Here is a 25,112-nt window from a genome sequence, read left to right as displayed (position 1 = left end):
ATATGTTCGAAAAGAACCGTATTATTACCATCGCTAATCAAAAAGGCGGCGTCGGTAAGACGACGACAGCGATCAACCTGGCGACGGCGCTCGCCGCAATCGGCGAAAACGTCCTCATCATCGACCTTGATCCTCAGGGAAACGCCAGCACTGGCCTCGGTATTAACCGCAAGGATCGCGTTCATTCGTCTTATGACGTGCTGATGGGTGAAAGCGATGTTGGCGAAACTGCCGTTCCGACTGCTGTTCCGAACCTGTCCATCGTTCCCTCCACCATGGATCTTCTCGGTTTCGAGATGGAGATTTCGCAGGCCACGGACCGCGCTTTCCGGTTAAAGCGGGCGCTTGATACTGATGTCGCGCGTGCATACTCTTATATCCTCGTCGACTGCCCACCCTCTTTCAATCTGCTGACGATGAATGCGATGGCCGCAGCGCATTCGGTGCTCGTACCTCTGCAGTGCGAGTTCTTTGCGCTCGAGGGTTTGAGCCAGCTCCTCGAAACGGTTGACCAGGTCCGCCGGACGGTCAATCCTCTGCTCGATATCCAGGGTATCGTTCTGACGATGTTCGATGCGCGCAACAATCTGGCCCAACAGGTCGTCAGCGACGTCAGGACATATCTCGGTGATAAGGTGTACCACACGCTGATTCCGCGCAACGTTCGGGTATCCGAAGCGCCTTCATATGGTAAGCCGGCTATTCTTTACGATCTCAAATGCGCTGGGAGCCAGGCCTACCTCCAGCTCGCCTCCGAGGTGATCCAGCGGGAACGTCGGCGCAAGGCGGCTTGAAACCCTTCTTTGATTACGCGAAATAACAGGTGACAGGATGAACGAAGATCCCTCGAAAAGGCGGCTGGGCCGCGGGCTTGCTGCGCTTATCGGTGAGATGGATCAGCCTGTGCAGGTCAATACACCTGCGAAAAACGTCAATCCAGACCGTATGGTGCCGATCGAGCATGTTTCGCGCAGTCCCAAAAACCCCAGGCGCCATTTCGATGAGGCCGAGCTGCAGGATCTCGCCAGCTCGATCAGGCAGCATGGCATTGTCCAGCCGGTCGTTGTTCGGACAGTCGACGGTCGCCTTGAGATCATTGCCGGTGAGCGGCGGTGGCGTGCAGCGCAACTGGCGGGACTGACTGAGATCCCGGTCATCGTCCGCGACGTAGACGATCGGACTGCACTTGAAATAGCAATCGTTGAAAACGTTCAGCGGTCCGACCTCAATCCGCTCGAAGAGGCGCTCGGTTACGAGCAGTTGATTGCCGAACATGGCTATACCCAGAACGATCTGGGTGAAATCATCGGCAAGAGCCGCAGTCACGTCGCAAACAGCCTTCGCCTACTGAAATTGCCGGACCCGGTTCGCGACATGCTGTCTGCCGGAAGCCTTTCGGCTGGTCACGCGCGTGCCTTGATCACCACGTCTGATCCCTCGTCCCTCGCGCGCACGATCGTGTCCAAAGGCATGTCGGTACGCGATGCAGAGCGGCTTGCTCAAAACGATATCAAGTCCCAGGGCATGCCCCAGCTTGAAACCAAGTCGGTCGAAAAAGATTCTGATACGCTGGCCTTGGAGCGCACGTTGACCGATGCTCTCGGATTGGATGTGAAGATCAATCACCGCGGGGGCAGCGGCCAGGTTCGGATCAACTACCGCAATCTCGAGCAGCTTGAAGAGGTTTGCCGGTTGCTGGAGCGGCGCGGTTAGCGCCTTCCCAGATCGTCTTCAGCGATATCGCGATGACTGTATCGCGATTGCCATCAGGCTGTGGAAGGCGATGCTGGGCTCGAGACTCTGTCTCTGCCGGGACTGAAGGACGGCCGCCTGCAGGCGCTCGGTTTCGCGGGCAAGTGCCGCCGCGGTCCAGGATCGCAGCGCCTTTTCGATAATCGGCTTGCGCTTGAAATGGATATGGCGGCCGAGCGTCATCATGACCTGTGCGGCCTGCAGCTTCTTGTCGTCCATTTCCGCCCGCATCACATCCAGCAACTGGAACTGTCTGAGGCAGGATTGCAGGATCAGAAAGATCGGCGTCTTGGATACCAACACCTTCTGAAAAGCGCGCTGAAGAGACGCTACGTCCCCGGAGAGAATGGCGTCGACGGCCTCGTCCGCGGAGACGCTGCTCGCATCGCCGATGATTTCATCGACGTGATCTTCGGTAACAGTCCCCGCACCGCGACAATAGAGCGCCAGCTTCTTCACTTCGTTGCGGGATGCGATTCGATCGCCGCCGAGAAGCTCCATCAGGCGCTGGCGGGCAGCGCCGCTGATGGTGAGGCCTTCGGCCGACAGTTCGGTATCGATCAGGCCAGCAAGGGCCCGTGCATCGTCCGCATAGCAGGGAATGACGGCGATGGAGCGGACCGGCTCCACCACCTTGCGAAGGCCGCTGCCCTTCTTCAGGTCACCAGCCTCGATGATCAAGATATTGGCGGGAGGCTCATCCTTGGCGAGCGCCTGCATGGCATCCAGCAGCGGCTTCTCGTTCATTGCGCCACGGAGCCAGACGAGCTTGGCGCCTCCGAAAAGGCCGAGTGAGTTGACCTCATCGAGAAGACGGCCGGGATCGCCCTGGAGATCGGATACATCAAGCTTGAGCATCGCGAATGGGTCGTCCTGCGCGACACCGGTCTTGGCTGCGATCTGCGCAGCCCGCTCGGAAACGAGCCCGCGATCGGGCCCATAGATGACGAAGATCTTGAAGAGGCCGACCGACTTGTCAAGAAACCGGTCGAACTCGTGGGATTTTATTTCTGCCATACGGGAGGCGACTGGGGCTCGCGGGCAAGGGCAATGGCGATTTCACCACGCAGGAACTCGGCTGTCTCGCGGGCAGCACGGTTTTCAGCGTCGCGGATTGCGCGCAATTTTGCAAAGCTCTGTCCCGGGACATCGATCAAGGCGACAACTTCGCGCTTGGCCGATTTCAGGATCTTGCTGTCGCTGATACGGGTCAGCGTATAGGTGACATCCACCTGAACGCGGCCGGCAACAGGGATGTTGCTGACAGACACGGTGTCATCGTCGCTGGTAAGGTCGAGAATGCTCGAGGCGGAGCTCGTGGCCGTCATCTTCACTTCGTAGAGCGGATGCGCCGTCTCGCCTGCACCATGACCGGTGAGGAAGACGAGATTGTTGCGGATCACCTGCTCGATACGGGTCTTCGGATCCGCAAACTCCACGGATGCGAGCTTCTGACCGGTGCTTTCCTGTTCGGAATAGAGAGGCCGTGCCTGGCATCCCGCCAGAAGGGCAAGGCCGGCGATGCCAAGTGCGATGCCAAAGCGGCGGAATGAACGATCAGGCAACAATGTTCACGATCCTCTGTGGGACGACGATGATCTTCTTCGGTGGCTTGCCATCGAGAGCGGCTTTTACCACGTCGAGTGCGAGGGCTGCAGCCTCGACGGCAGTTTGATCCGCGTCGCGCGCGATTGTCAATTCGGCGCGCTTCTTGCCGTTGATCTGGACCGGCATCGTGACGTCGTTTTCAACCACGAGAGCCTGGTCGAACTGTGGCCATGCAGTTGTTGATACCATCTCGCCATTGCCGAGCACGGCCCAGCATTCCTCGGCCAGATGCGGCGTCATTGGCGCGACGATCTGGATGAGGATTTCCGAGGCGTTGCGAACAGCGGCACGGTAGGCGGCGTCGCCCTTGCCGGCTGCAACATCGGTCAGCGGCGCTGCAAGCGCGTTGACCAGTTCGTAGATGCGGGCCACGGCCTTGTTGAAGGACAGCTTGTCGAGATCGCCCTGAACGGCCTGCAGCGTCTTGTGGGCAAGCTGCGAGATTGCCAGTCCATCACCATCCTTAGCCGGAGTCGGATCGACCGTTTTGAGGTTTTCGGCAGCTTCAGAAATCAGGCGCCACAGGCGCTGGGTAAAGCGGTAGGCACCTTCGACACCCGCTTCCGACCAGATCACGTCGCGATCCGGCGGGCTATCGGACAGAACGAAGAAGCGGGCCGTATCGGCGCCGTAGGATGCGATAATGTCATCGGGATCGACGACGTTCTTTTTCGACTTCGACATTTTTTCGATCGAGCCGATGGTGACGTCGGCGCCGCTTGTCAGCAGCGTCGCAGTGCGCTTGCCGTCGACTTCCTCGATACGGATATCGGCGGGGGCGACCCATTCACCGTTCTGGCCGGACTCGCCGAGACGGTAGGTTTCGTGCACGACCATGCCTTGCGTGAACAGGCCCTTGAACGGTTCCTTCACGGCCACATGGCCGGTCTCGCGCATGGCACGGGTGAAGAAGCGCGAATAGAGCAGATGCAGGATCGCGTGCTCGATGCCGCCGATATACTGATCGACCGGCAGCCAGTGATCGGCAACGGCCGGGTTTGTCGGCTCGTTCAGCCAAGGGGCTGTGAAGCGCGTGAAATACCAGCTGGAATCGACAAACGTATCCATCGTGTCCGTCTCGCGACGGGCATCGTGGCCGCATTTCGGGCAGCTGACATGGCGCCAGGTCGGGTGGCGGTCGAGCGGGTTGCCCGGCAGGTCGAAGGTGACGTCGTCGGGCAACTGCACCGGCAGGTCCTTCTTCGGCACCGGCACGACGCCGCAGACTTCGCAATGGATGACCGGGATCGGGCAACCCCAGTAGCGCTGGCGGGAAATGCCCCAGTCGCGCAGGCGGAAGTTCACCTTGCGCTCGCCCTGCGGTGCATTGCCGAGCGTCTGTTCGGACAGCCTATCGGCAATGATCTGAAACGCTTCGTCCGTGGAATTGCCGTCCAGGAAGCGGGAATTGATCATCACGCCGTCGTCGACGAAAGCGGTATCGCCGATCTCAAACGTGGCGGCATCACCATCCCTGGGCATCACCACGGCAACGACTGGAAGATTGTATTTGCGGGCAAAATCCAGGTCGCGCTGGTCGCCGGCCGGGCAGCCGAAGATTGCGCCTGTGCCGTATTCCATCAGCACGAAGTTCGCGACATAGACCGGCAGTTCCCACGAGGGATCGAGCGGATGCTTGACGCGGACGCCTGTGTCGATGCCCTTTTTCTCGGCCGTTTCCAGCGCAGCGAGAGACGTGCCCTGCCGCCGGCATTCCTCGGCGAAGGATTCGATCTCAGGGTTGTTCGCAGCCGCGGCCTTCGCCAGCGGATGGTCGGCAGCGATCGCCAGGAACGATGCGCCGAACAGCGTGTCGGGACGAGTCGTATAGACCGTTACGTCCTTGTCGACGCCGGCGGGTGCGGTTTCCGCTACGATTTCCCAGCGCAGGGTCATGCCTTCGGAGCGGCCGATCCAGTTTTTCTGCATCAGGCGGACCTTTTCAGGCCACTGGTCCAGGTTATCCAGCTCGTCGAGCAGATCCTGGCTGAAATCGGTGATCTTGAAGAACCACTGCACAAGCTCGCGCTGCTCGACCAGCGCGCCCGAACGCCAGCCGCGACCGTCGATCACCTGCTCGTTGGCCAGAACCGTCTGGTCGACCGGATCCCAGTTGACCTTGGATTGCTTGCGATAGACCAGGCCCTTTTCCATCATGTCGAGGAAGAGGTGCTGCTGCTGCTGGTAATATGCCACGTCGCAGGTGGCGAACTCGCGCGACCAGTCCAGCGAAAGGCCCATCGCCTTCAGCTGCTTTTTCATGGATTCGATGTTCTGGTAGGTCCAGGCCTTCGGGTGGGTCTTGTTGTCACGCGCGGCGTTTTCTGCCGGCATGCCGAACGCGTCCCAGCCCATCGGGTGCAGAACGTTGAAGCCGCGGGCGCGCTTGTAGCGGGCGACAACGTCACCCATCGCATAATTGCGCACGTGACCCATGTGAATGCGGCCGGACGGATAGGGGAACATCTCGAGGACGTAATACTTTTCCCGCGGATCGGCATTGTCGGTTTCGAAAACCTTCGCCTCGTTCCAGGTCTGCTGCCAACGGGGCTCGGCATCGCGCGGGTTGTAACGTTCAGTCGCCATCTGGATGATATTCCGGGAAATCAGGATATAGGAGTCGGGCAGACCTTCACCATGAATGGCCGCAAGCGTCAAGTTTTTGAGGCCTGACACGTGCCAAACTTTGATGGGACATGCCCTTGGCAGAGCCTCATATGGGCTTTAATCGCTTGCATCACAAGAATAGCGAAAGGTGACGGACAATGAGCGTCGAAGAACGGCTCCAGGAAGTCAGGACAAGGATCGGCAAGGCGGAAGAGACGGCCAATCGCTCCGCGGGCTCTGTCTCGCTCGTCGCTGTCTCCAAGACATTCGATGCCGGTGACATTAGGCCGGTCATCGCGTCGGGCCAGCGTGTGTTCGGCGAAAACCGGGTGCAGGAGAGTCAGGGCAAGTGGCCGGAGCTCAAGGCGGAGACGCCGGGCATCACGCTGCATCTGATCGGTCCGCTGCAATCCAACAAGGCGGCCGATGCGGTGGCTCTGTTCGACGTGATCGAGACGGTGGACCGCGAGAAGATTGCACGAGCCCTGGCAGACGAAATGGCTAAGCAGGGCAAGTCGCCGAAGCTCTATGTGCAGGTGAATACCGGACTCGAACCGCAAAAGGCAGGCATCGAGCCGAAAGAGACGGTGGCGTTCGTCGCGCTTTGCCGAAACGAACTGGGGCTCGCCGTCGAAGGGCTGATGTGCATTCCGCCGGCGGATGAAAATCCGGGACCGCATTTCGCGCTTCTGGCCAAGCTTGCCAAAGAATGCGGCGTGGACAAGCTTTCCATGGGCATGTCCGGCGATTTCGAGACGGCGGTGGAATTTGGCGCCACCAGCGTGCGAGTCGGTTCGGCAATCTTCGGCGCGCGCTGAAGTCTAACCCGTTGGTCGGGCTTCCCGCCCGATCGTCCCTCCCCTACACTCGCCCGATCAGGCTATGCGGTTGTGTTGGGAGGTACAGATGCAAAGCCAATATTTCGACGTTTACAGCAGCTGGGAAAACAACCCAGAGGCCTTCTGGAAGTCCGCGTCAGAGGCGATCGACTGGTTCAAAGAACCGGACGCGGTCTTTGATGCCAATGCCGGTGTCTATGGTCGGTGGTTCGTGGGGGGTGAAACCAACACCTGCTACAATTGCCTCGACCGCCATGTCGCGGCGGGTAACGGCGATCGGCTCGCCTTCATCCACGACAGCGCGATGACCGGTGCGCAACGGTCCTTCACCTATGCCGAGGTTCTGGCGGAGGTGAAGGCGATTGCAACTGTCATGCGCGATCTCGGCGTCGGTTACGGCGACCGGGTCGTCATCTACATGCCGATGGTGCCGGAAGCGATCTTCTCGATGCTCGCCTGCGCGCGGATCGGTGCTGTGCATTCCGTGGTGTTCGGCGGTTTCGCGGCACAGGAACTGGCAGCACGTCTCAACGATTCACAGGCGAAACTCGTTATCTCCGCGAGCTGCGGACTGGAGCCCGGTCGGGTCGTCGCCTACAAGCCGCTGCTCGACAAGGCAATCGAGCTCGCAACCGTGAAGCCGGAGCACTGCCTCATCGTGCAGAGGCCGGAATTGCAAGCCCAGCTCAGGCCGGAAAAGGGCGAGCTAGACTTTGCCGATCTGGTCGGCAAGGCGCTTGGGCGGGATATCGAATGCGTGGCGGTCAAATCAACCGATCCGCTCTACATTCTCTACACATCCGGTACGACGGGAAAGCCTAAGGGCGTGGTGCGCGACAACGGCGGTTACATGGTGGCGCTCGCCTGGAGTATGCCGAATATTTTCGGGATCAAGCCGGGCGAGGTGTTCTGGACCGCGTCCGATATCGGCTGGGTGGTCGGTCACTCCTATATCGTCTACGCGCCGCTGCTTGCCGGCAATACCAGCGTCATCTTCGAGGGAAAGCCCGTCGGAACACCGGATGCAGGGACCTTCTGGCGCGTCATCGCCGACCATGACGTCAAGGTCTTCTTCACGGCGCCAACGGCGTTCCGCGCTATCCGCCGCGAAGACCCGGACGGCGAGCTCATGGCGCATTACGATCTCAATGGTCTGCGCGCTCTTTTTCTGGCCGGCGAAAGGGCGGATCCGGAAACGCTGAAATGGGCGGAACAGAAGCTGAAAGTGCCGGTGATCGACCACTGGTGGCAGACCGAGACCGGCTGGCCGATTGCTGCCAATCCGATGGGGCTGGGGCTGATGCCGTTCAAGCACGGATCTCCCACACGACCGATGCCCGGCTACGCCATCGATGTTCTTGATGATTCCGGACTGCCGGTGCCGGCGGGGACGCTCGGCAACCTCGCCATCCGGCTGCCGCTGCCGCCCGGATGCCTGCCGACCTTCTGGAGCGCAGATGAGCGTTTCCGCGAGACCTGTCTCAGCACCTTCCCTGGGTACTATACGACCGCAGATGCAGGCGTGATCGACGAGGACGGCTATGTCTTCGTGATGGCGCGCACGGATGACATCATCAACTGCGCCGGGCATCGCCTTTCGACCGGCTCGATGGAAGAGGTCTGTGCGAAACATCCTGATGTGGCGGAATGCGCCGTGATCGGCATCAGCGATACGGTGAAGGGGCAGATCCCCTGCGGCTTCCTTGTCCTGAAGCACAATGTTTCACGGGAAACGGAGAAGATCTCGTCGGAAGTCGCAGAAATGGTGCGCTCGCAGATCGGCCCGGTCGCCGCGTTCAAGACGGTCATGATTGTGCCGAAACTGCCCAAAACACGCTCGGGCAAAATCCTGCGGGGCACGATGCAGAAAATCGCGGACGGGATGCCCTGGACCATGCCGGCAACGATCGAGGATCCGGGCGCACTGGATGCGGTGACAGCCGCGCTCACCGCGAAAGGCTATGGAGGGGGCATGCGGGCTGTATCGCGCACAGGCGACACCTAGGCTGGCGACTGAGCGCCCAAATAAAAAGCCCCGGGCTGTGGCCCAGGGCTTTCGTAAAATCGTATCTCGAAGATCGCGGCTTAGAAGCGGCCGTCGTCTTCTTCGTCGTCGTCCTTGCGGGTCGACTTGAGGGAGGAAAGCTTGGCGAACACGGCGTTCGCATCGATTTCCTTTTCCTTCTCTTCTTCACGTTCGCTGCGGAAACCGCCGAAGCCGATGTTTTCGGCTTCTGCAGCCGGCTGCAGGGATGCACCGAGTTCGGCAGCGGTGGGCAGCGGACGACCCTTCGAGGCCTTTTCGACTTCAAGGTCGAGATCGATCTGGCTGCAGAGGCCGAGCGTGACCGGGTCCATCGGCGCCAGGTTTGCGGCGTTCCAGTGGGTGCGCTCGCGGATCTGCTCGATGGTCGACTTGGTGGTGCCGACGAGGCGCGAAATCTGCGCGTCCTTCAGTTCCGCGTGATTGCGCACCAGCCAGAGAATGGCGTTGGGGCGATCCTGGCGCTTCGAGACCGGCGTGTAACGCGGGCCGCGGCGCTTGGATTCAGGAACGCGAACTTTCGGCTCGGAAAGCTTGAGCTTGTAGTTGATATCCTTTTCAGCGCGTTCGATCTCGTCGCGGGACAGCTGGCCGGTGGCGATCGGGTCGAGGCCCTTGATACCCTGCGCTGCTTCGCCGTCTGCAATCGCCTTCACCTCAAGCGGGTGAAGTTTGCAGAACTGGGCGATCTGGTCGAACGAAAGCGCGGTGTTGTCGACGAGCCAGACGGCTGTCGCTTTCGGCATGAGCAGTGTTTGAGCCATAGATATAGTTCCTCTGTCCGTCCGCGCCGGTGTCGCGGGCGTGGGTATCAACCACAATTTCCGGGAATTTATTGCCCTATATTCGATTTGCGTCGGAATTGCAAATCGTCCAGCACCTTACCCTTTGTCTAATTGCGGCCCATGTTCCAAGTGTTAGATATGGGTGAAAGCAGGGAGGAGCACATGTCCGAAAAAATTTATCCGGTCGAGAAAGCCACCAAGGCAAAGGCGCTCATCGACAAGGACAAGTATGACAAGTGGTATGAGGAAAGCATTGAAAACCCCGACAAGTTCTGGGGCAAGCATGGCAAGCGGATCGACTGGTTCAAGCCTTTCACCAAGGTAAAAAACACGTCGTTCAAGGGCAAGGTCTCGATCAAGTGGTTCGAGGATGGCCAGACCAACGTTTCCTACAATTGCATCGATCGGCACCTGAAGACGCATGGCGAGCGCACTGCGATCATCTGGGAAGGTGACAACCCGTATATCGACAAGAAGATCACCTACAACCAGCTCTACGATCAGGTCTGCCGCATGGCGAACGTGCTGAAGAAGCACGGCGTCAAGAAGGGCGACCGGGTGACGATCTACATGCCGATGATCCCGGAGGCAGCCTATGCGATGCTGGCCTGCGCCCGTATCGGCGCGGTTCATTCGGTCGTGTTCGGCGGATTTTCGCCGGAAGCGCTGGCTGGCCGCATCATCGACTGCCAGTCGACATTCGTGATCACCTGTGACGAGGGCGTGCGCGGCGGCAAACCGGTGCCGCTCAAGGAAAATACCGATACCGCTATCCGCATCGCAGCCAAGCAGTATGTCACGGTCAACAAGGTTCTGGTCGTCCGCCGTACCGGCGGCAAGACGAACTGGGCGCCCGGCCGCGACCTCTGGTATCACCAGGAAATCGCCACCGTGAAAGAGCATTGCGAACCGGTGAAGATGAAGGCGGAAGACCCGCTGTTCATTCTCTACACGTCCGGTTCCACCGGCAAGCCGAAAGGCGTTCTGCACACGACCGGCGGCTATCTCGTCTATGCGGCCATGACGCATGAATACACGTTCGATTACCATGATGGGGATATCTACTGGTGCACGGCCGATGTGGGCTGGGTGACCGGGCATTCCTATCTCGTCTACGGACCGCTCGCGAACTGCGCGACAACGCTGATGTTCGAAGGCGTGCCGAATTTCCCCGATCAGGGCCGGTTCTGGGAAATTGTCGACAAGCACAAGGTCAACATCTTCTACACGGCGCCGACCGCCATCCGTTCGCTGATGGGGGCCGGCGACGAGTTCGTGACGCGGTCGTCAAGGGCCAGCCTGCGGTTGCTGGGAACGGTCGGCGAGCCAATCAATCCGGAAGCCTGGAACTGGTACCACGAAGTGGTCGGAAACAAGCGCTGCCCGATCGTCGATACCTGGTGGCAGACGGAAACCGGCGGCCACATGATCACCCCGCTCCCGGGTGCCACGGCGCTCAAGCCGGGTTCGGCGACGAAACCGTTTTTCGGCGTGCAGCCGCAGCTGGTGGACAATGAAGGCAATGTTCTCGAAGGGGCTGCCGACGGCAATCTCTGCATCATCGACAGCTGGCCGGGCCAGATGCGCACGCTCTACGGCGATCACGACCGCTTCGTCGAGGCCTACTTCACCACCTACAAGGGCAAGTACTTCACCGGCGACGGCTGCCGGCGTGACGAGGACGGCTATTACTGGATCACGGGCCGCGTCGACGACGTGCTTAACGTCTCCGGCCATCGTCTCGGTACGGCGGAAGTGGAATCGGCGCTGGTGTCGCACAATCTCGTGTCGGAGGCTGCCGTGGTCGGCTATCCGCACAACATCAAGGGCCAGGGCATCTATTGCTACGTGACGCTGATGGCGGGCAACGAGGGGACGGAGGAGCTTCGCCAGCAGCTGGTCAAGCATGTGCGCCAGGAGATCGGCCCGATAGCGGCACCCGACAAAATCCAGTTCTCGCCCGGCCTGCCCAAGACCCGATCCGGCAAGATCATGCGACGCATTCTGCGCAAGATTGCCGAGGATGATTTCGGTGCACTGGGAGATACGTCGACACTCGCCGATCCAGGCGTTGTGGACGATCTGATCGCCAACCGCCAGAACAGGGCGGACTGATCCGATAACCCAGGTGGGATGTCAGCGTAGCCGGCATCCCACCTGGGACTGGATTTCTTGAACGTCTCTCAGCGAATGGCATACGGTTTCGCACGGGATGCTGTCGTGGTCGGCATCGGCCCGGCTATACCCCTCGCACCAGAGGATGACGGCCTGTTCGCAGCTTGAAACGTCCTTGCAGGTTTTCGCCTGCGCTCCCGCGCCAAGCAAAACCGCCGCAACCAGAATTACAAATCTCTTCATTTCCACCCCCGCATGCGAGGGTATATGTGCGTATTCTCTAACTCAAGCGGCCAATACAGGCTCAGTCACCACAGACCGGCACCATTTTCCGCCCGCCGTCATAGGGTTGAACCAGTCCAGCGAGAAGCAGGTCCGAGCCAGCGCTGCGGCCATCGGGCAGCACGACGTCAGCGACGATGCGGCCGAAATATTTGTCTCCGGTAATGTTGACGAGCTCGATCGTCGCGGACGCTTTTGTCAGTGCCTCCAGGGCCTGCCGCGCGTCGCCGCCGGCTTGCTGGACGGAATGGCACTTCGACTTGAGCTCCGGCGCATCGATGCCCCTGATGCGGACATAGACTTCAACCCGCTGCTGCGGCCAAGGCCGCGCCTCGACCAGGATGGTATCGCCATCGATGACGCGTAGGATCTCGGCAGCAACAGGTCCCGAGATTTCTTCGCGCGCGCTCGCCTCAGCCGCAGGGGCTCCAAAGAGAACAGCAATGAGCGCGAGATATCTGACCATGAAAGGAATAAATTCCGATCATTGGTTGAAGTCAATAGGAATATTTGCTTACGGTTTTACCGCTCAGAAATCGATGGCGCGGCCGTTGATTTCCCAGTCGCCGAAGCGGGCGGGATCGGCGCCGCCGCGGCCGCCGAATTCTTCCGGGGTGTCCGTCTTTGCGGCTGCCTGCCGGCGCTCCTCGGCTTCCTTCAGCGCGCGCTGGGCAGCCGGCGAGAGCGGTTTGCTTGGCGCTGCGGTCTCGATCTGCGTTTCGCTATTGTCGTTGTCGGGCGTCTGCATTTCATTCACCGGATGGTTTATTGAAAGTCTGAGCGAATTCACCACATTATAGGGCGTTCTGAAGATTTCGAAAACCCTTACACGGGTTGAATTGGCAACGGGAGATATGACGATGAATGTGATGCGCACCGCCATGCTTCTGGCCTTCATGACGGCGTTGTTCATGGGCATCGGCTTCCTGATCGGCGGCAAGGGCGGGATGATGATCGCTCTGGTGATCGCGGCCGGCATGAACCTGTTTTCCTACTGGAACTCCGACAAGATGGTGCTGTCGGCCTATCATGCGCAGGAAGTGAATGCGCAGTCGGCGCCGGAATTTTACCTGATGGTGCAATCGCTTGCGGCCAATGCGGGCCTGCCGATGCCGAAGGTCTATATCTACGACAACCCGCAGCCGAATGCGTTTGCGACCGGCCGCAATCCGGAAAATGCCGCCGTTGCCGCCTCGACCGGTCTGTTGCAAAGCCTGACGCATGACGAAGTGGCCGGCGTCATGGCGCATGAGCTCGCGCATGTGCAAAACCGCGACACGCTGATCATGACAATCACCGCGACACTTGCCGGTGCAATTTCCATGCTCGGCAATTTTGCGTTTCTGTTCGGCGGAAATCGCGGTAACAACAGCAATCCGTTCGGTTTTATCGGTGTGATAGTCGCCATGGTTGTTGCGCCGTTTGCGGCGATGCTGGTGCAGATGGCGATCAGCAGGACGCGCGAATATTCGGCCGACCGTCGCGGCGCCGAGATCTGCGGCAAACCGCTGGCGCTTGCTTCCGCGCTCTCCAAGATTGCCGGCACGGCGCGGCAGGTTCCGAATTACGAAGCGGAGCGCAACCCGGCGACGGCGCATATGTTCATTATCAACCCGCTTTCGGGCGAGCGGATGGATAACCTGTTTTCGACCCATCCGAATACGGACAACCGGATCGCAGCACTTCAGCAGATGGCTGGTGAGTTCCGGGGGGACATCGGCGGCGGTGGCTCGACGGGGCAGTCTTCGGCTGCTAGACCGCAGCGAAGCGCGCGCTCCGTTCCGAATTCCGGCTCCGACAGCCGGTGGGGCCGCAGTTCGAACGAACCGCCCAAGGGTCCATGGTCTTGAACGACAAGAAAAACAACAAGCCTTCCAGATCAACTGGCGCGCGGGAAAACCCGACATCCCATGCGCCAGGCTCACGCCGTGAAGCCGGACCGGGAAAGCCTGGGCTCGAAGTCCGCATGACGGCCGCAAAGCTTTTGTCGGCGGCCATCGACAAGAAAATTTCGCTCGACGGGATGCTCGACCTGTCCCACGGCAACCCGGCCTACAAGGCATTGGGCGATGCCGACCAGGCGCTGACGCGTGCCATCCTGACCACCGCCCTTCGCCATCTGACCCGGCTCGAAGCAGCGATCTCCTCGATGATCGATACGCCGCTGCCGCATGGGGCAAAATCGCTGCACCATGTTCTGGTGGTTGCGGCCGCGCAGATCCTGCATCTCGACGTCCCCTCGCATGCGGCAGTCGACTTGGCCGTCGAGCAGGCCAATCGCGATCCGCGCAACCGTCGCTTTGCCAAGCTGGTGAATGCCGTTCTGCGCCGCATGGTGCGCGAAAAGGAAGAGATCCTCGCGGCCACCGCTTCGGTGTCGCCGGTACCGGACTGGTTCCGCAAGCGTCTGGTTGCCGCCTACGGCGAGACCGAGGCCGACAAGATTGCGGAAGCGCAGCTGACGCCGGCCGCGATTGATCTGACAGTGAAAAGCGATGCCAAGGGCTGGGCGGAAAAGCTCGGCGGCAAGCTGTTGCCAACAGGCAGCATCCGCCTCCAGGCTTTCCAGGGATCGGTGACCGGTCTCGAGGGCTTCGAGGACGGTGAATGGTGGGTGCAGGACGTTGCCGCATCCATTCCGGCACAGTTGTTCGGTGACCTCACGGGCAAGCGCATCGCGGATCTGTGTGCCGCCCCCGGCGGAAAGACGGCGCAGCTGGTTGTGGCCGGCGCGCACGTGATTGCCGTCGAGCAATCCGCCAACCGGCTGGCGCGGCTGAAGGAAAACCTGGCACGGCTCGGTCTCGAAGCGGAGCTTTCGAGCGGCGATCTGTTCGAATTCAAACCGGACGAATTGCTTGATGGCGTGCTGCTTGATGCACCCTGCTCGTCCACCGGCACCACCCGCCGCCATCCCGATGTGCTCTGGACCAAGGGACCCGAGGATATCGGCAAGCTTGCCGTGCTGCAGGAACGCATGCTGCGGTATGCGGTGACGCTGGTAAAACCGGGTGGGCTCATCGTGTTTTCGAACTGCTCGCTCGATCCGCTGGAGGGCGAGAAGCTGGTGGCCAAGGTGCTGGCGGATACGCCGACACTGGAACGGCAGCCGGTCAGCCCGAGCGATTGGCCGGGTCTGGAATCCGCGATTTCAGATCTCGGTGAATTTCGGACCACGCCGGCCATGCTGCCGGGGGATGAGACCTTTGCCGGTGGCATGGATGGCTTCTTCGCGAGCGTGCTCCGCGTCAGGTAAGTCTTTATTCACTATAACCTTACATAGTTTCGGTTGATCCATAATCGATTCCGGGCGCTCGGGGAGAGCATCCGGCCCTGCGGAGAATATCTCAAGTGACGATGGGGCTTGCCGATCGCCGAAGGCTTCTCGCCTTCGGCATGCGGGAGATCTGGCGACGCATGTGTCGCCGGTCCGCCGGCATGCGCCTTGCTCTGACACCGCTGCCGGTGCCGGACAGGTTGATCGTGGCGCCCACCGACCTGCGATCGATCGATCCGTTCATTGCCGAGGAAATACTCGAAGGACGCTATCCGCTGGCCGGCCGCGTTCTCGAAACCTTCGGTCATTCGCCGTTCCAGGTCGAGCTTCCGTCCAAGGCGTTTGCCGAGCGGCTGCATTCGTTTGCCTGGCTGCGGCATGTTCGCGCAAACAAGACGGAAGAGGCCTGCGACCACGCCCGTGACGTGGTGGCGGACTGGATCACGCTGCATGGCCGTCGCCAGAGGGGCATCGGCTGGGAACCGAGCGTGGTGGCCGAGCGGGTGGTCGCGTGGCTGTCCCACTCGACCGTCCTCTTGCAGGGCGCGGAGGCCGGCTTCTACCGCCGCTTCATGAAGAGCCTGGCGTTTCAGGTGCGCTACCTGCGCAAGATCGCCGGCTGCATTCCCGCCGACGAGACCCGGCTTCGCATCCGCATCGCGCTCGCCATGGCGTCGGTTTCCATGCCCACACGCGCGGCCTTCATCCGCCGCGAAGGTGCGCGGCTCGACCGTGAACTGGAATTCCAGATCCTCGCCGATGGCGGCCATCTCTCGCGCAATCCGCGCTCGATGCTGGATGCGCTGCTCGATCTTCTGCCCCTGCGGCAGACCTATATCAATCTCGGTCACGATCTGCCGCAAAAGCTGATCCCGACGATCGACCGGATCTATCCGGCGCTGCGCTTCTTCCGGCATCAGGATGGTGATCTGGCGCTGTTCAACGGTGCGACGGCGACACCGGCAAGCGAGCTGATGTCGGTGCTGCGGTATGACGAAAGCGGTGGCAAGCCGTTCAAGGCGCTGCCGCATATGAACTATCACCGGCTGACAGCCGAAGACACGACGCTGATCGTCGATACGGGCTGGTCGGAGCCGGAATTCTCGCGCACGGCGCATGCGGGTTGCCTCGCCTTCGAGCTCTCGTCGGGCCGCAACAGGTTTATCGTCAACTCGGGCTCACCTAAATTTTCCGGGCGCGGCCACCGCAAGATGGCGCGCTCGACAGCGGCACATTCGACGCTGACGCTGTCGGAGACGTCATCGAGCCGGATCGCCAAGTCGAAGCTTGCCGGCCCCATCCTGCTTCCCGGCGTTTCGGATGTCACCATCGACCGACGTGACGATGCGCATGGCAACGACTGGCTGCGGGCGACCCATGACGGGTATCTCAAGGAGTTCGGCTATCTCTACCATCGCGAGATCGGCCTCAACACGACCGGCAACAAGATCAAGGGCCATGACCGGCTGTTCGTGCCGGATGGCGAGGAGCCGGGAGACGAGAGACTGGTGGCTGTGGTTCGCTTTCACATCCACCCGGCCATTCGGCTGGTGCGGCGCGACCCGGAAAGCGTCGTGATGCAGGCGAGTGATGGCGAGAAATGGCTGTTTTCGGCGCCGGGTCTCGAGGTCATGATCGACGAGGACATCTTCTTTGCAGATGTTTCCGGCCCTCGCCCGAGCCAGCAGCTGGCGATCGAATTTACCCTGCCAGAGGTCACCGAAATCCGCTGGATGCTGCGGCGCGCCGATTAGCCCTGGTTGGAATAGGGTTTCCCTGAAGGGGTAGCTGTGCTAACCGGCGCCCAATCCCTTTTAGCCCTTTCGGGGCACCCTCTTTCAGGAGAGACCGATGGCCGTCGCATCCAAGAAAATCCCAGCGCCCGACCGCGTCAAGATCCGCACAGCGCTTCTTTCCGTGTCCGACAAGGCCGGCATCATCGAGCTCGCCAAGGCGCTGACCGAACAGGGTGTAAAGCTTCTGTCCACCGGCGGCACGCACAAGGCGATCGCGGCCGCGGGTCTTGCCGTCACCGACGTCTCCGAAGTCACGGGTTTTCCTGAAATCATGGACGGTCGCGTCAAGACGCTGCATCCGACCGTGCATGGCGGCCTTCTCGCCATCCGCGACGACGAGGAGCATGTCGCCGCGATGCAGAAACACGGCATCGAGAGTATCGATCTTTCGGTCATCAACCTCTATCCGTTCGAGGAAGTGCGCGCGGCAGGCGGCGACTATCCGACGACGGTCGAGAATATCGATATCGGCGGCCCGGCGATGATCCGTGCGTCTGCCAAGAACCATGCCTATGTCACGATCGTCACCGATCCCTCTGATTACACTGCCCTGATCGAGGCGCTGCAGGCCAATGGCGGCGAGACGGACTATGCGTTTCGCCAGAAGCTTGCCGCCAAGGCCTATGCCCGCACCGCAGCCTATGACACGGCGATCTCCAACTGGTTTGCCGAAGCGCTCGAGATCGAGACGCCGAGCTATCGGACGATCGGCGGCGTGCTGAAGGAAGCCATGCGCTACGGCGAGAACCCGCACCAGAGCGCCGGCTTCTACGTGACTGGCGAGAACCGCCCCGGCGTTGCCACGGCGGTGCTGCTGCAGGGTAAGCAGCTGTCCTACAACAACATCAACGATACCGATGGCGCCTTCGAGCTGATCGGTGAATTTGCGGCCGATCAGGGACCGGCTTGTGCCATCATCAAGCACGCCAACCCTTGCGGCGTCGCGACCGGCTCGACGCTGAGGGACGCCTATCTGCGGGCGCTTGCCTGCGACAGCACCTCTGCCTTCGGCGGCATCATTGCGCTCAACCAGTTGCTCGATGCCGAGACAGCGGAAGAGATCGTCAAGCTGTTTACCGAAGTGATCATCGCGCCCGAGGTTTCCGACGAGGCAAAGGCGATCATCGCTTCCAAGAAGAACCTGCGCCTGCTGGTGACCGGCGGTCTGCCGGACCCGCGTTCGCGCGGCATTACGGCAAAGACCGTTGCCGGCGGCCTTCTGGTGCAAAGCCGCGACAACGGTGTCATCGAGGATGTCGATCTGAAGGTCGTGACCAAGCGCGCACCGACGCCGACCGAGCTTGAAGACATGAAGTTCGCCTACAAGGTGGCAAAGCACGTCAAGTCCAACGCCATCGTCTATGCCAAGGACGGCCAGACGGCAGGCATTGGCGCCGGCCAGATGAGCCGCATCGATTCCGCTCGCATCGCCGGCCTTAAGGCCGAAGATGCGGCGAAGGCGATGGGCTGGGCCGAGCCGATGACCAAGGGGTCAGCGGTCGCTTCGGAAGCCTTCTTCCCGTTTGCCGATGGTCTGCTTTCGGCGATTGCTGCCGGCGCAACCGCTGTCATCCAGCCCGGCGGGTCGATGCGCGATGCGGAAGTGATTGCGGCCGCCGATGAGCATGGTGTGGCGATGGTGTTTACCGGCATGCGTCACTTCCGGCACTAATCCGAGCCGAAAACTTTCTATCCGGCCGATCTGTCGGCCGGATAGGGCACGGTCAGAAGCAGGATAAGGCCGGTGCCGAGAAAGACTGTCAGCGTCGCCATACCAAGATGGGCCGAGCCCGTTGCATAGGTGACGATGGAAAATGACAGCGTTGCGAGAAAGCTCGTGGCGCGTCCAGACAGCGCGTAAATGCCGAAATAGCGGCCGGCCTCCGACACATCGATGCTGCGGGCAAGGTATGACCGCGACGAGGCCTGGACCGGGCCGAAGGCGGCACCGATCAGAAGCCCGAACAGAATGTAGGCCTTTTCCGCCGCGGTGCCGAACATACCGCCTGAATCCTCCATGGAAAGCGGCATCAGGCCGAAGAAGACCTCACCCGGGCTGGTGGAAACGATGCCGAGCGTTGCGATCAACAGCAGGACTAGACTTGTAACCACGACAGTCTTTGATCCGAGCACGCGGTCGAGGACCCCGGCGGCGATACAACCGAAGATCGCCACGACATTCAGGATGATGCCGTAGATGCCGATCTCAATGGTCGCCCAGCCGAACATTGCGGCCGCAAACGTGCCGCCGAGAATGATCAGGCCGTTGACGCCATCCTGATAGAGCATGCGGGCAATCAGGAAACGGATGATGCCGGGGCGATGCTTAAGTTCACGCAAGGTGCCTGCAAGTTCACGGAAGCCGGAGCCGACGGCCTTTGCGAGAGGCAGCCCTTTCGGGGCGTCCGGCGTGAAGAGGAACATCGGCAAGATGAACAGAAGATACCAGATCGCCGCGATCGGGCCGGTGATGCGGGCGTCCTCGCCGAGCGTCGGATCAAGACCGAACAGCGGCGGAATGCCGATCAGCGTCAGGCCCGTTTCCGGATTGGCTGCAAGCAGCGCGACGACCGCGATCAGCACGGTCATGCCGCCGAGATAACCCAGACCCCAGGCGATGTTCGAGACCCTGCCGATATCGACCTTGGACACCAGACGCGGCATCATGGAATCGTTGAAGACGATCGAAAATTCGGCCGCGATCGAGGCAAGGATGATGCAGGTGACCGGCAGGGTGAGCGGCGAGCCGGGTGCCGCCTGCCAAAGCATGACGAGGCTTGCGACCTTGATCAGTGCAAAGCTTGCGATCCATGGCTTTCTGGCGCCCGACTGATCGGCGATCGAGCCCAGGATCGGAGACAGGATGGCGATGACGACGGAGGATGCCGTCGCCATGTTGCTCCAGGTGGTCTGGGCGGAGATCGGGTCGTCGGTGAGGCGCGCGACGAAATACGGGCCGAAGATGAAGGTGATGACAACGGTAAAGAACGGCTGTGCTGCCCAGTCGAACAGCATCCAGCCCCAGATGCCGCGCCGGCCTGGTTTAGCCGGCGCCTCGTCAAGTCCTGTCTCGGCCATCTTGTTTTCCCCGAAGCCCCTGCCCTCAAGCCGACCGTGCGTGCGCCAGATCTCCCAGCAGGCCGGCGGCGACGGAGATCTTAGAGAGCGTCAGATCGCCGCTTTCGCTGAGGCTCATCAGTTCGGCGCCGATGCGGTTGACGCGCAGTCGATCGCCAGCGATCCAGGCCTCCACCGGCTTCTTGTCCTTGCGGTGCTCGGTCAAGACGGCAATGACGATGTCCCGGCGGGCCGAGGCAAGCTGTTGCAGGCTGCGTGACAGCGCCAGGCTTTCGTAATGGTCGCTTGTGCCGATCCGCTCGCCGGCCACAATCAGCCGGTTGACGCGGAACGTCTCGGTGACGGCGAAATAGCTCTCGATAGCGCGCGCCATGCTTTCGCCCGTCCGGTCGGCAATCCGCATGATCTCCGGCACGATGACGAGTGCCGATAGCAGGCGTATCTCTTTCACGAGACCGGACGGCGCACCTTCGGCCTCAAGTTCTGCGGCAAGCGGGCCCGTTTCGGCGATGATATCGTCGGTCACGGTGGCGCGCAGCCCCTTGATGGCGGCCCTGAGCCTGGCGATGGCATCAGTCAGTTCCGTCGTGCCGATCTGCGTCTGGAGCGCGAGATAGGTGCCGATGCCGATGATGCGGGTAACCTGGGCGTAGAGATCATTCTGAACCCGGCCGGAGATCTTGCCATCCAGCTGGTCGATTTCGGCCCAGATATTCTCCAGATCGAAGCCGTCGCGAACGAGGAAGAGTGCCTTCACGACATTGGCCGCGGTGGCGCCCGTCATGTCGCTCATCATGTGGATAAAGCCCGGTCCTCCGCGGTTGATGGCTTCGTTTGCCAGCGCCGTCGCGACGATCTCGCGGTGCAGGCGGTGGCCGGCAATATCGGCGGCATAAGCCTTCTGCATCTTCGCCGGGAAATAGGCTTTCAGCACGGATGCGAAATACGGGTCGTCGGGGATGGTGCTGTCGATCAGGGCGTCGAACAGGACGATCTTCGAGTAGGAGACGAGCACGCCGATCTCCGGTCGTGTCAGCGGCCGGCCGCTGGCATAGCGCTCGGCAAGTTCGACATCGTCGGGCAGCGTTTCGACCTTGCGGTTCAGCCGCCCTTCGCTTTCGAGGACCGACATCAGGCGGGCTAGCTGCTCGCGATTGGCGGCACCCTTGCGCTCGACGAGCGAAATCGCCAGCGGTTGCAGGTAGTTGTTGCGCAAGACGAGATGACCCACGTCTTCCGTCATGGAGGCGAGCAGCGTGTTGCGCTTGGCGCGAGTCAGCCTGCCGTCCTGCATGGCCGGATTGAGCGCGATCTTGATATTGACCTCGACGTCGGACGAATTGACGCCCGCGGAATTGTCGATCGCGTCGGAATTGCAGCGCCCGCCGGCAAGCGAATAGGCGATGCGGCCCTTCTGGGTGACGCCAAGATTGGCACCCTCGCCGATGACGCTGGCACCGACTTCCGCGGCCGTGATGCGGATCGGATCATTGGCGCGGTCGCCCACTTCGGTATCGGTTTCGGACGCGGCCTTGATATAGGTGCCGATGCCGCCGAACCAGAGAAGATCCACCTTGCTTTTCAGGATCGCCGTCAGAATCTCGAAGGGCGAGGCCGTCATCTTGTCGAAGCCGATCGCCGCTGCCGCCTGTTTGGTCAGCTTTACGGATTTTTCCGTGCGCGAGATGATCATCGCGCCTTCAGAGAGCGTCGAGCGGTCGTAATCCTGCCAGCTGGAGCGGGCAAGGGCGAACATGCGGCTTCGCTCGGCGAAGGATTTTTCGATATCCGGATCCGGATCGATAAAGATGTCGCGGTGGTCGAAGGCGGCGATCAGGCGGATCTTTTCCGACAGAAGCATGCCGTTGCCGAACACGTCGCCCGACATGTCGCCGACACCGGCGACCGAGAACGGCGTCGTCTGGATGTCGATGTCCTTTTCGCGGAAATGCCGCTTGACCGCTTCCCAGGCGCCGCGGGCGGTGATGCCCATCTTCTTGTGGTCGTAGCCGGCCGAGCCGCCCGATGCGAAGGCGTCATCCAGCCAGAAGCCGGCTTCCTGCGCCAGTCCGTTGGCGGTGTCGGAGAAGGTTGCCGTTCCCTTATCGGCAGCGACGACGAAGTAAGGATCGTCCCCGTCGATGCGCAGCGTGTTTTCGGGCGGGACGACTTCTCCGTCGATGATGTTGTCGGTAACCGATAGAAGCGTGCGGATATAGGTCTTGTAGGCTTCCTTGCCGGCGTTGAAGAAGGCGTCGCGCGAGGCGGCTGAGGGAAGCATCTTCGGGAAGAAGCCGCCCTTTGCGCCGACGGGAACGATGACGGCATTCTTGACCTGCTGTGCCTTCACAAGGCCCAGCACTTCGGTGCGATAATCCTCGCCGCGGTCCGACCAGCGGATGCCGCCTCGTGCGACCTTGCCAAAGCGCAGGTGAACGCCTTCTACTTCGGTGCCGTAGACGAAGATTTCGCGGAACGGGCGCGGCTCCGGCAGGCCGTCGAGCATGTCAGGATCAAGCTTGAACGCCAGCATCGGCTTTGCGCCGCCGTTCTCGTCCACCTGGAAGTAATTGGTGCGAAGCGTCGCGTCGATCGCGTTGACGAACCGGCGCAGTGTGCGGTCCTCGTCAAGGTTCGGCACGTTGCCGAGTGCTTCCTCGATCGTCTCGTGCAGCTCGGTCAGCTTCTTGATGCGGGTCTTTTCGGCAATCTTCGGATCGAACCCGTCGCGGAACAGGCGGAAGACGGCGGCGGAGATTTCCGGATACTTGTTGAGCGTATCGGCAATGTAGGTCTGCGAGTAGACGATGCCGGCCTGGCGCAAATAGCGGGCATAGGCGCGCAGCACGGTCACTTCGCGGGCGGAAAGACCGGCAAGCAGAACGAGTCGGTTGAAGCCGTCATTGTCGATCAATCCCTCGAAGGCTTTGAGGAACGCGTCTTCGAGCCGCTGTCCTTCGCGCGCGAGATCGATCTCACGGGCGCCTTCGAGCTGCAGTTCCATGTCGTGCAGCACGATCCGGTCCGCCTGGGGGCCGGCGTGGATTTCGAATGTCTGCTCGCTGACCACGTGAAAGCCGAGATTTTCGAGAAGCGGCACGCGGCGCGACAGGGAAAGATGCTGGTCGCGGTGGAAGATCTTTAGCGAAACGGTATTGGCATCGTCACCGGGGCGCCGGTAGAAGTCGATGCGGATTGTTTCACCCGCCGCGCAGGCGGCAATATCGGGAAGGTCGGCAAAGGTCTCTTCCGGCGAGAACGCTTCCTGGAAAGCGCGGGTGACGGACAGGCGGGGTCCGTCTTCCGCAAGCAATGCGAACCTGTCTTCCCACGGCGTCGCGATAAGGCGCACAGCCTCCTCGAGCTTTGCCTGCGCGACACGCGGCGTCTTGCCGCCGCTGCGACCAATGATCATATGGACGCGGGCAACGCGGGCTTCCGGGAAGGCCGGGTAATAGGCCGAGACGTGGCCGTCGAAGATCTCGCAGAGATATGCGCCGACCTTTTCGCGGACGATCGAATTATAATCCTCGCGCGGCACGTAGACGATGACCGAAACGAAACGGTCGAAATGGTCGATACGCGGCAGCACGCGCACGCGCGGCCTCTCGCTCAGCTCCATGATCTGTTCGCAGAAGCTCGAGAGCACGTCGAGATCGATCTGGAAGAGATCGTCGCGCGGGTAGGATTCCAGCGTGTTTTCGAGCATGCGGCCCGAATGGCTTTCCGGATCGAACCCGAAATTCTTTTCAATACGGGCGATCTTTGCGCGCAGCAGCGGCACGTCGCGGACGGACTGGGTATAGGCAGTGGAGGTGAACAGGCCGACGATGCGCAGTTCGCCGACCACATTGCCCTTCTCATCGAAGCGCTTCACCCCGACGTAATCCATATAGGCGCGACGGTGCACGACGGATTTGACGTTGGCCTTGGCGACGATGAGGAAATCCGGGCCGTCGAGAAATTCGAGGATTTCTGGCGTCGTCGTGACCTGATCCTTGCCCTGACGCAGGACGAGCACATCCGGATCGGACAGAATGCCGAGGCCCCTGCCCTTGCCGCGCTCCACCTTGGCATCGGCGCCCTTGCCCGAATAGGTGTATTCGCGCATGCCGAGGAAGGTGAAATTGTCGTTCCTGAGCCAGTCGAGAAAAGCATACGCCTCGTCGGCATCGGCCTTCTTGCCTTTTTTAGCGTTGACGAGTTGGGCCTGGGCGTCTTTGAGAACGCCGAGCATCGCGGACCAGCCGGTAATGGCCTGGTGCACCTGGTTAAGAACAAAGCGGATTCGCTCGACCAGCCCGTCGGCTTGCTCGTCGTTGAGCTGAGGCACATGGATCTGGATCAGGCTGACGTGATGGGCCGGGTCGCCGGGTCGCTCGCTCGAGTGAAGCGTCGGCTGCTTGCCGGGTTCGATGACGAGGATCGGATGGACGGCCATCGTGAGGTCGCGATAGGCCGTCGTCACCTCACCCATGACCGAATCGAACAGGAAGGGCATGTTGCGATCGATCACCGTAATGATCGAAACGGGCATTCCATCGGGCTCGACGCCATCGAGTGTCTCGATCGTGACGTCGGCCTTCATGCGCGTCCAGGCTTTCAGCCGTCTGGCGGCATGCCCGGCGCAGAGTGCGAGCATTTCGGGCGTGTAGTTTTCGAGATCGTCACTGCTGGCGCGGCTGAAGATCAGGAAGGGATCGAGATGGTCCTCCATGCCGGAAGCGGCCGCAATCTTGCCCGCCTTCTCGATCTGCTTGTCCCGCTTCGGGTTTTGCCGGCCTGCCATCTGTCTCTCCCTAAATTTTTTCTCAACGTGCGATAAAACGCAGCCAATGTCATTATGCTTTGCCGCGGTGTCTCACCGGTGCTTGCGGCTGGAATTTGTCATAGGCGTGTCACGTCTTGTTGACATGCCGACACAGAGAT

17 protein-coding genes are annotated in these 25,112 nt (G+C 61.0%); 9 read left to right on the top strand and 8 right to left on the bottom strand.

The window, feature by feature from the left end; all coding sequences use genetic code 11:
- Positions 1–2 precede the first annotated feature (2 nt).
- Positions 3–794, top strand: a complete 792-nt coding sequence (locus tag ASG19_RS22030; RefSeq protein WP_062462873.1) for a ParA family protein — start codon at positions 3–5, stop codon at positions 792–794.
- Positions 795–831: 37 nt separating this feature from the next.
- Positions 832–1,713 (top strand): ParB/RepB/Spo0J family partition protein, encoded by an 882-nt coding sequence (locus ASG19_RS22025; RefSeq protein ID WP_062462870.1) that lies wholly within the window; start codon positions 832–834, stop codon positions 1,711–1,713.
- An 18-nt stretch (positions 1,714–1,731) separates the two neighbouring features.
- Here the strand turns inward: ASG19_RS22025 and holA are convergent, their stop codons facing one another.
- The 3 genes from holA to leuS are packed head-to-tail and all read right to left on the bottom strand — an operon-like array spanning position 1,732 to position 5,946.
- Positions 1,732–2,769 (bottom strand): DNA polymerase III subunit delta, encoded by a 1,038-nt coding sequence (gene holA / locus ASG19_RS22020; protein ID WP_062462868.1) that lies wholly within the window; start codon positions 2,767–2,769, stop codon positions 1,732–1,734.
- Positions 2,757–3,317, bottom strand: a complete 561-nt coding sequence (locus ASG19_RS22015; RefSeq protein ID WP_244476256.1) for a hypothetical protein — start codon at positions 3,315–3,317, stop codon at positions 2,757–2,759. The genes holA and ASG19_RS22015 overlap by 13 nt, the downstream gene beginning before the upstream one ends.
- Complete coding sequence (gene leuS, locus ASG19_RS22010; RefSeq protein WP_062463052.1) at positions 3,310–5,946, bottom strand: leucine--tRNA ligase; 2,637 nt, start codon at positions 5,944–5,946, stop codon at positions 3,310–3,312. Before leuS ends, ASG19_RS22015 begins: the two co-directional genes overlap by 8 nt.
- Positions 5,947–6,125: 179 nt before the next feature.
- Between leuS and ASG19_RS22005 the strand changes: the two genes are divergently transcribed.
- Both ASG19_RS22005 and ASG19_RS22000 read left to right on the top strand, forming a co-directional pair.
- Positions 6,126–6,785: a YggS family pyridoxal phosphate-dependent enzyme gene (locus ASG19_RS22005; protein ID WP_062462862.1), complete on the top strand. Its 660-nt coding sequence runs from the start codon at positions 6,126–6,128 to the stop codon at positions 6,783–6,785.
- A gap of 88 nt (positions 6,786–6,873) precedes the next feature.
- Entirely contained in the window at positions 6,874–8,811 is a 1,938-nt protein-coding gene (locus ASG19_RS22000) for a propionyl-CoA synthetase (RefSeq protein ID WP_062462859.1), read from the top strand.
- 80 nt (positions 8,812–8,891) lie between these two features.
- Here the strand turns inward: ASG19_RS22000 and ASG19_RS21995 are convergent, their stop codons facing one another.
- Entirely contained in the window at positions 8,892–9,614 is a 723-nt protein-coding gene (locus ASG19_RS21995) for a DUF1013 domain-containing protein (RefSeq protein ID WP_062462856.1), read from the bottom strand.
- Between the two features lie 183 nt (positions 9,615–9,797).
- On the opposite strand from ASG19_RS21995, the gene acs reads away from it, so the two are divergent.
- The gene (gene acs, locus ASG19_RS21990) at positions 9,798–11,750 is read left to right on the top strand and encodes an acetate--CoA ligase (protein WP_062462853.1); all 1,953 of its coding nucleotides are present in this window, start codon (positions 9,798–9,800) and stop codon (positions 11,748–11,750) included.
- A gap of 304 nt (positions 11,751–12,054) precedes the next feature.
- On the opposite strand, the gene ASG19_RS21985 is transcribed toward acs, so the two are convergent.
- Positions 12,055–12,498: a thermonuclease family protein gene (locus ASG19_RS21985; protein ID WP_062462849.1), complete on the bottom strand. Its 444-nt coding sequence runs from the start codon at positions 12,496–12,498 to the stop codon at positions 12,055–12,057.
- Positions 12,499–12,561: 63 nt separating this feature from the next.
- Entirely contained in the window at positions 12,562–12,780 is a 219-nt protein-coding gene (locus ASG19_RS21980) for a DUF1674 domain-containing protein (RefSeq protein ID WP_062462846.1), read from the bottom strand.
- 112 nt (positions 12,781–12,892) lie between these two features.
- On the opposite strand from ASG19_RS21980, the gene htpX reads away from it, so the two are divergent.
- The 4 genes from htpX (at position 12,893) to purH (ending at position 18,777) form a co-directional block, all read left to right on the top strand.
- Entirely contained in the window at positions 12,893–13,882 is a 990-nt protein-coding gene (gene htpX / locus ASG19_RS21975; RefSeq protein ID WP_062463049.1) for a zinc metalloprotease HtpX, read from the top strand.
- Positions 13,873–15,288, top strand: a complete 1,416-nt coding sequence (locus ASG19_RS21970) for a transcription antitermination factor NusB (RefSeq protein ID WP_062462843.1) — start codon at positions 13,873–13,875, stop codon at positions 15,286–15,288. Before htpX ends, ASG19_RS21970 begins: the two co-directional genes overlap by 10 nt.
- Before the next feature lie 101 nt (positions 15,289–15,389).
- Positions 15,390–17,063, top strand: a complete 1,674-nt coding sequence (locus ASG19_RS21965) for a heparinase II/III family protein (RefSeq protein WP_062462840.1) — start codon at positions 15,390–15,392, stop codon at positions 17,061–17,063.
- Positions 17,064–17,160: 97 nt separating this feature from the next.
- Positions 17,161–18,777, top strand: a complete 1,617-nt coding sequence (gene purH / locus ASG19_RS21960; RefSeq protein ID WP_062462837.1) for a bifunctional phosphoribosylaminoimidazolecarboxamide formyltransferase/IMP cyclohydrolase — start codon at positions 17,161–17,163, stop codon at positions 18,775–18,777.
- Positions 18,778–18,794: 17 nt separating this feature from the next.
- On the opposite strand, the gene ASG19_RS21955 is transcribed toward purH, so the two are convergent.
- Both ASG19_RS21955 and ASG19_RS21950 read right to left on the bottom strand, forming a co-directional pair.
- Complete coding sequence (locus tag ASG19_RS21955) at positions 18,795–20,183, bottom strand: MFS transporter (RefSeq protein WP_062462833.1); 1,389 nt, start codon at positions 20,181–20,183, stop codon at positions 18,795–18,797.
- 25 nt (positions 20,184–20,208) lie between these two features.
- A complete protein-coding gene (locus tag ASG19_RS21950; RefSeq protein WP_062462831.1) occupies positions 20,209–24,972 on the bottom strand; it encodes an NAD-glutamate dehydrogenase in 4,764 nt (1,587 codons plus the stop codon).
- Between the last annotated feature and the right edge of the window lie 140 nt (positions 24,973–25,112).

Source organism: Rhizobium sp. Leaf306 (assembly GCF_001423425.1).
GTDB lineage: Bacteria > Pseudomonadota > Alphaproteobacteria > Rhizobiales > Rhizobiaceae > Neorhizobium > Neorhizobium soli.
This window is presented reverse-complemented; position numbering and strand designations above follow the sequence as displayed.

Excerpts from the sequence above, each read along its gene's own strand:
- holA (WP_062462868.1), bottom strand. The coding sequence starts at position 2,769 with ATGGCAGAAATAAAATCCCACGAGTTCGACCGGTTTCTTGACAAGTCG.
- ASG19_RS22000 (WP_062462859.1), top strand. The coding sequence starts at position 6,874 with ATGCAAAGCCAATATTTCGACGTTTACAGCAGCTGGGAAAACAACCCA.
- purH (WP_062462837.1), top strand. The coding sequence starts at position 17,161 with ATGGCCGTCGCATCCAAGAAAATCCCAGCGCCCGACCGCGTCAAGATC.
- ASG19_RS21970 (WP_062462843.1), top strand. The coding sequence starts at position 13,873 with ATGGTCTTGAACGACAAGAAAAACAACAAGCCTTCCAGATCAACTGGC.
- ASG19_RS22030 (WP_062462873.1), top strand. The coding sequence starts at position 3 with ATGTTCGAAAAGAACCGTATTATTACCATCGCTAATCAAAAAGGCGGC.
- ASG19_RS21950 (WP_062462831.1), bottom strand. The coding sequence starts at position 24,972 with ATGGCAGGCCGGCAAAACCCGAAGCGGGACAAGCAGATCGAGAAGGCG.
- ASG19_RS22005 (WP_062462862.1), top strand. The coding sequence starts at position 6,126 with ATGAGCGTCGAAGAACGGCTCCAGGAAGTCAGGACAAGGATCGGCAAG.
- ASG19_RS21995 (WP_062462856.1), bottom strand. The coding sequence starts at position 9,614 with ATGGCTCAAACACTGCTCATGCCGAAAGCGACAGCCGTCTGGCTCGTC.
- ASG19_RS21985 (WP_062462849.1), bottom strand. The coding sequence starts at position 12,498 with ATGGTCAGATATCTCGCGCTCATTGCTGTTCTCTTTGGAGCCCCTGCG.
- ASG19_RS21955 (WP_062462833.1), bottom strand. The coding sequence starts at position 20,183 with ATGGCCGAGACAGGACTTGACGAGGCGCCGGCTAAACCAGGCCGGCGC.
- htpX (WP_062463049.1), top strand. The coding sequence starts at position 12,893 with ATGAATGTGATGCGCACCGCCATGCTTCTGGCCTTCATGACGGCGTTG.
- ASG19_RS22025 (WP_062462870.1), top strand. The coding sequence starts at position 832 with ATGAACGAAGATCCCTCGAAAAGGCGGCTGGGCCGCGGGCTTGCTGCG.
- acs (WP_062462853.1), top strand. The coding sequence starts at position 9,798 with ATGTCCGAAAAAATTTATCCGGTCGAGAAAGCCACCAAGGCAAAGGCG.
- ASG19_RS21980 (WP_062462846.1), bottom strand. The coding sequence starts at position 12,780 with ATGCAGACGCCCGACAACGACAATAGCGAAACGCAGATCGAGACCGCA.
- leuS (WP_062463052.1), bottom strand. The coding sequence starts at position 5,946 with ATGGCGACTGAACGTTACAACCCGCGCGATGCCGAGCCCCGTTGGCAG.
- ASG19_RS21965 (WP_062462840.1), top strand. The coding sequence starts at position 15,390 with ATGGGGCTTGCCGATCGCCGAAGGCTTCTCGCCTTCGGCATGCGGGAG.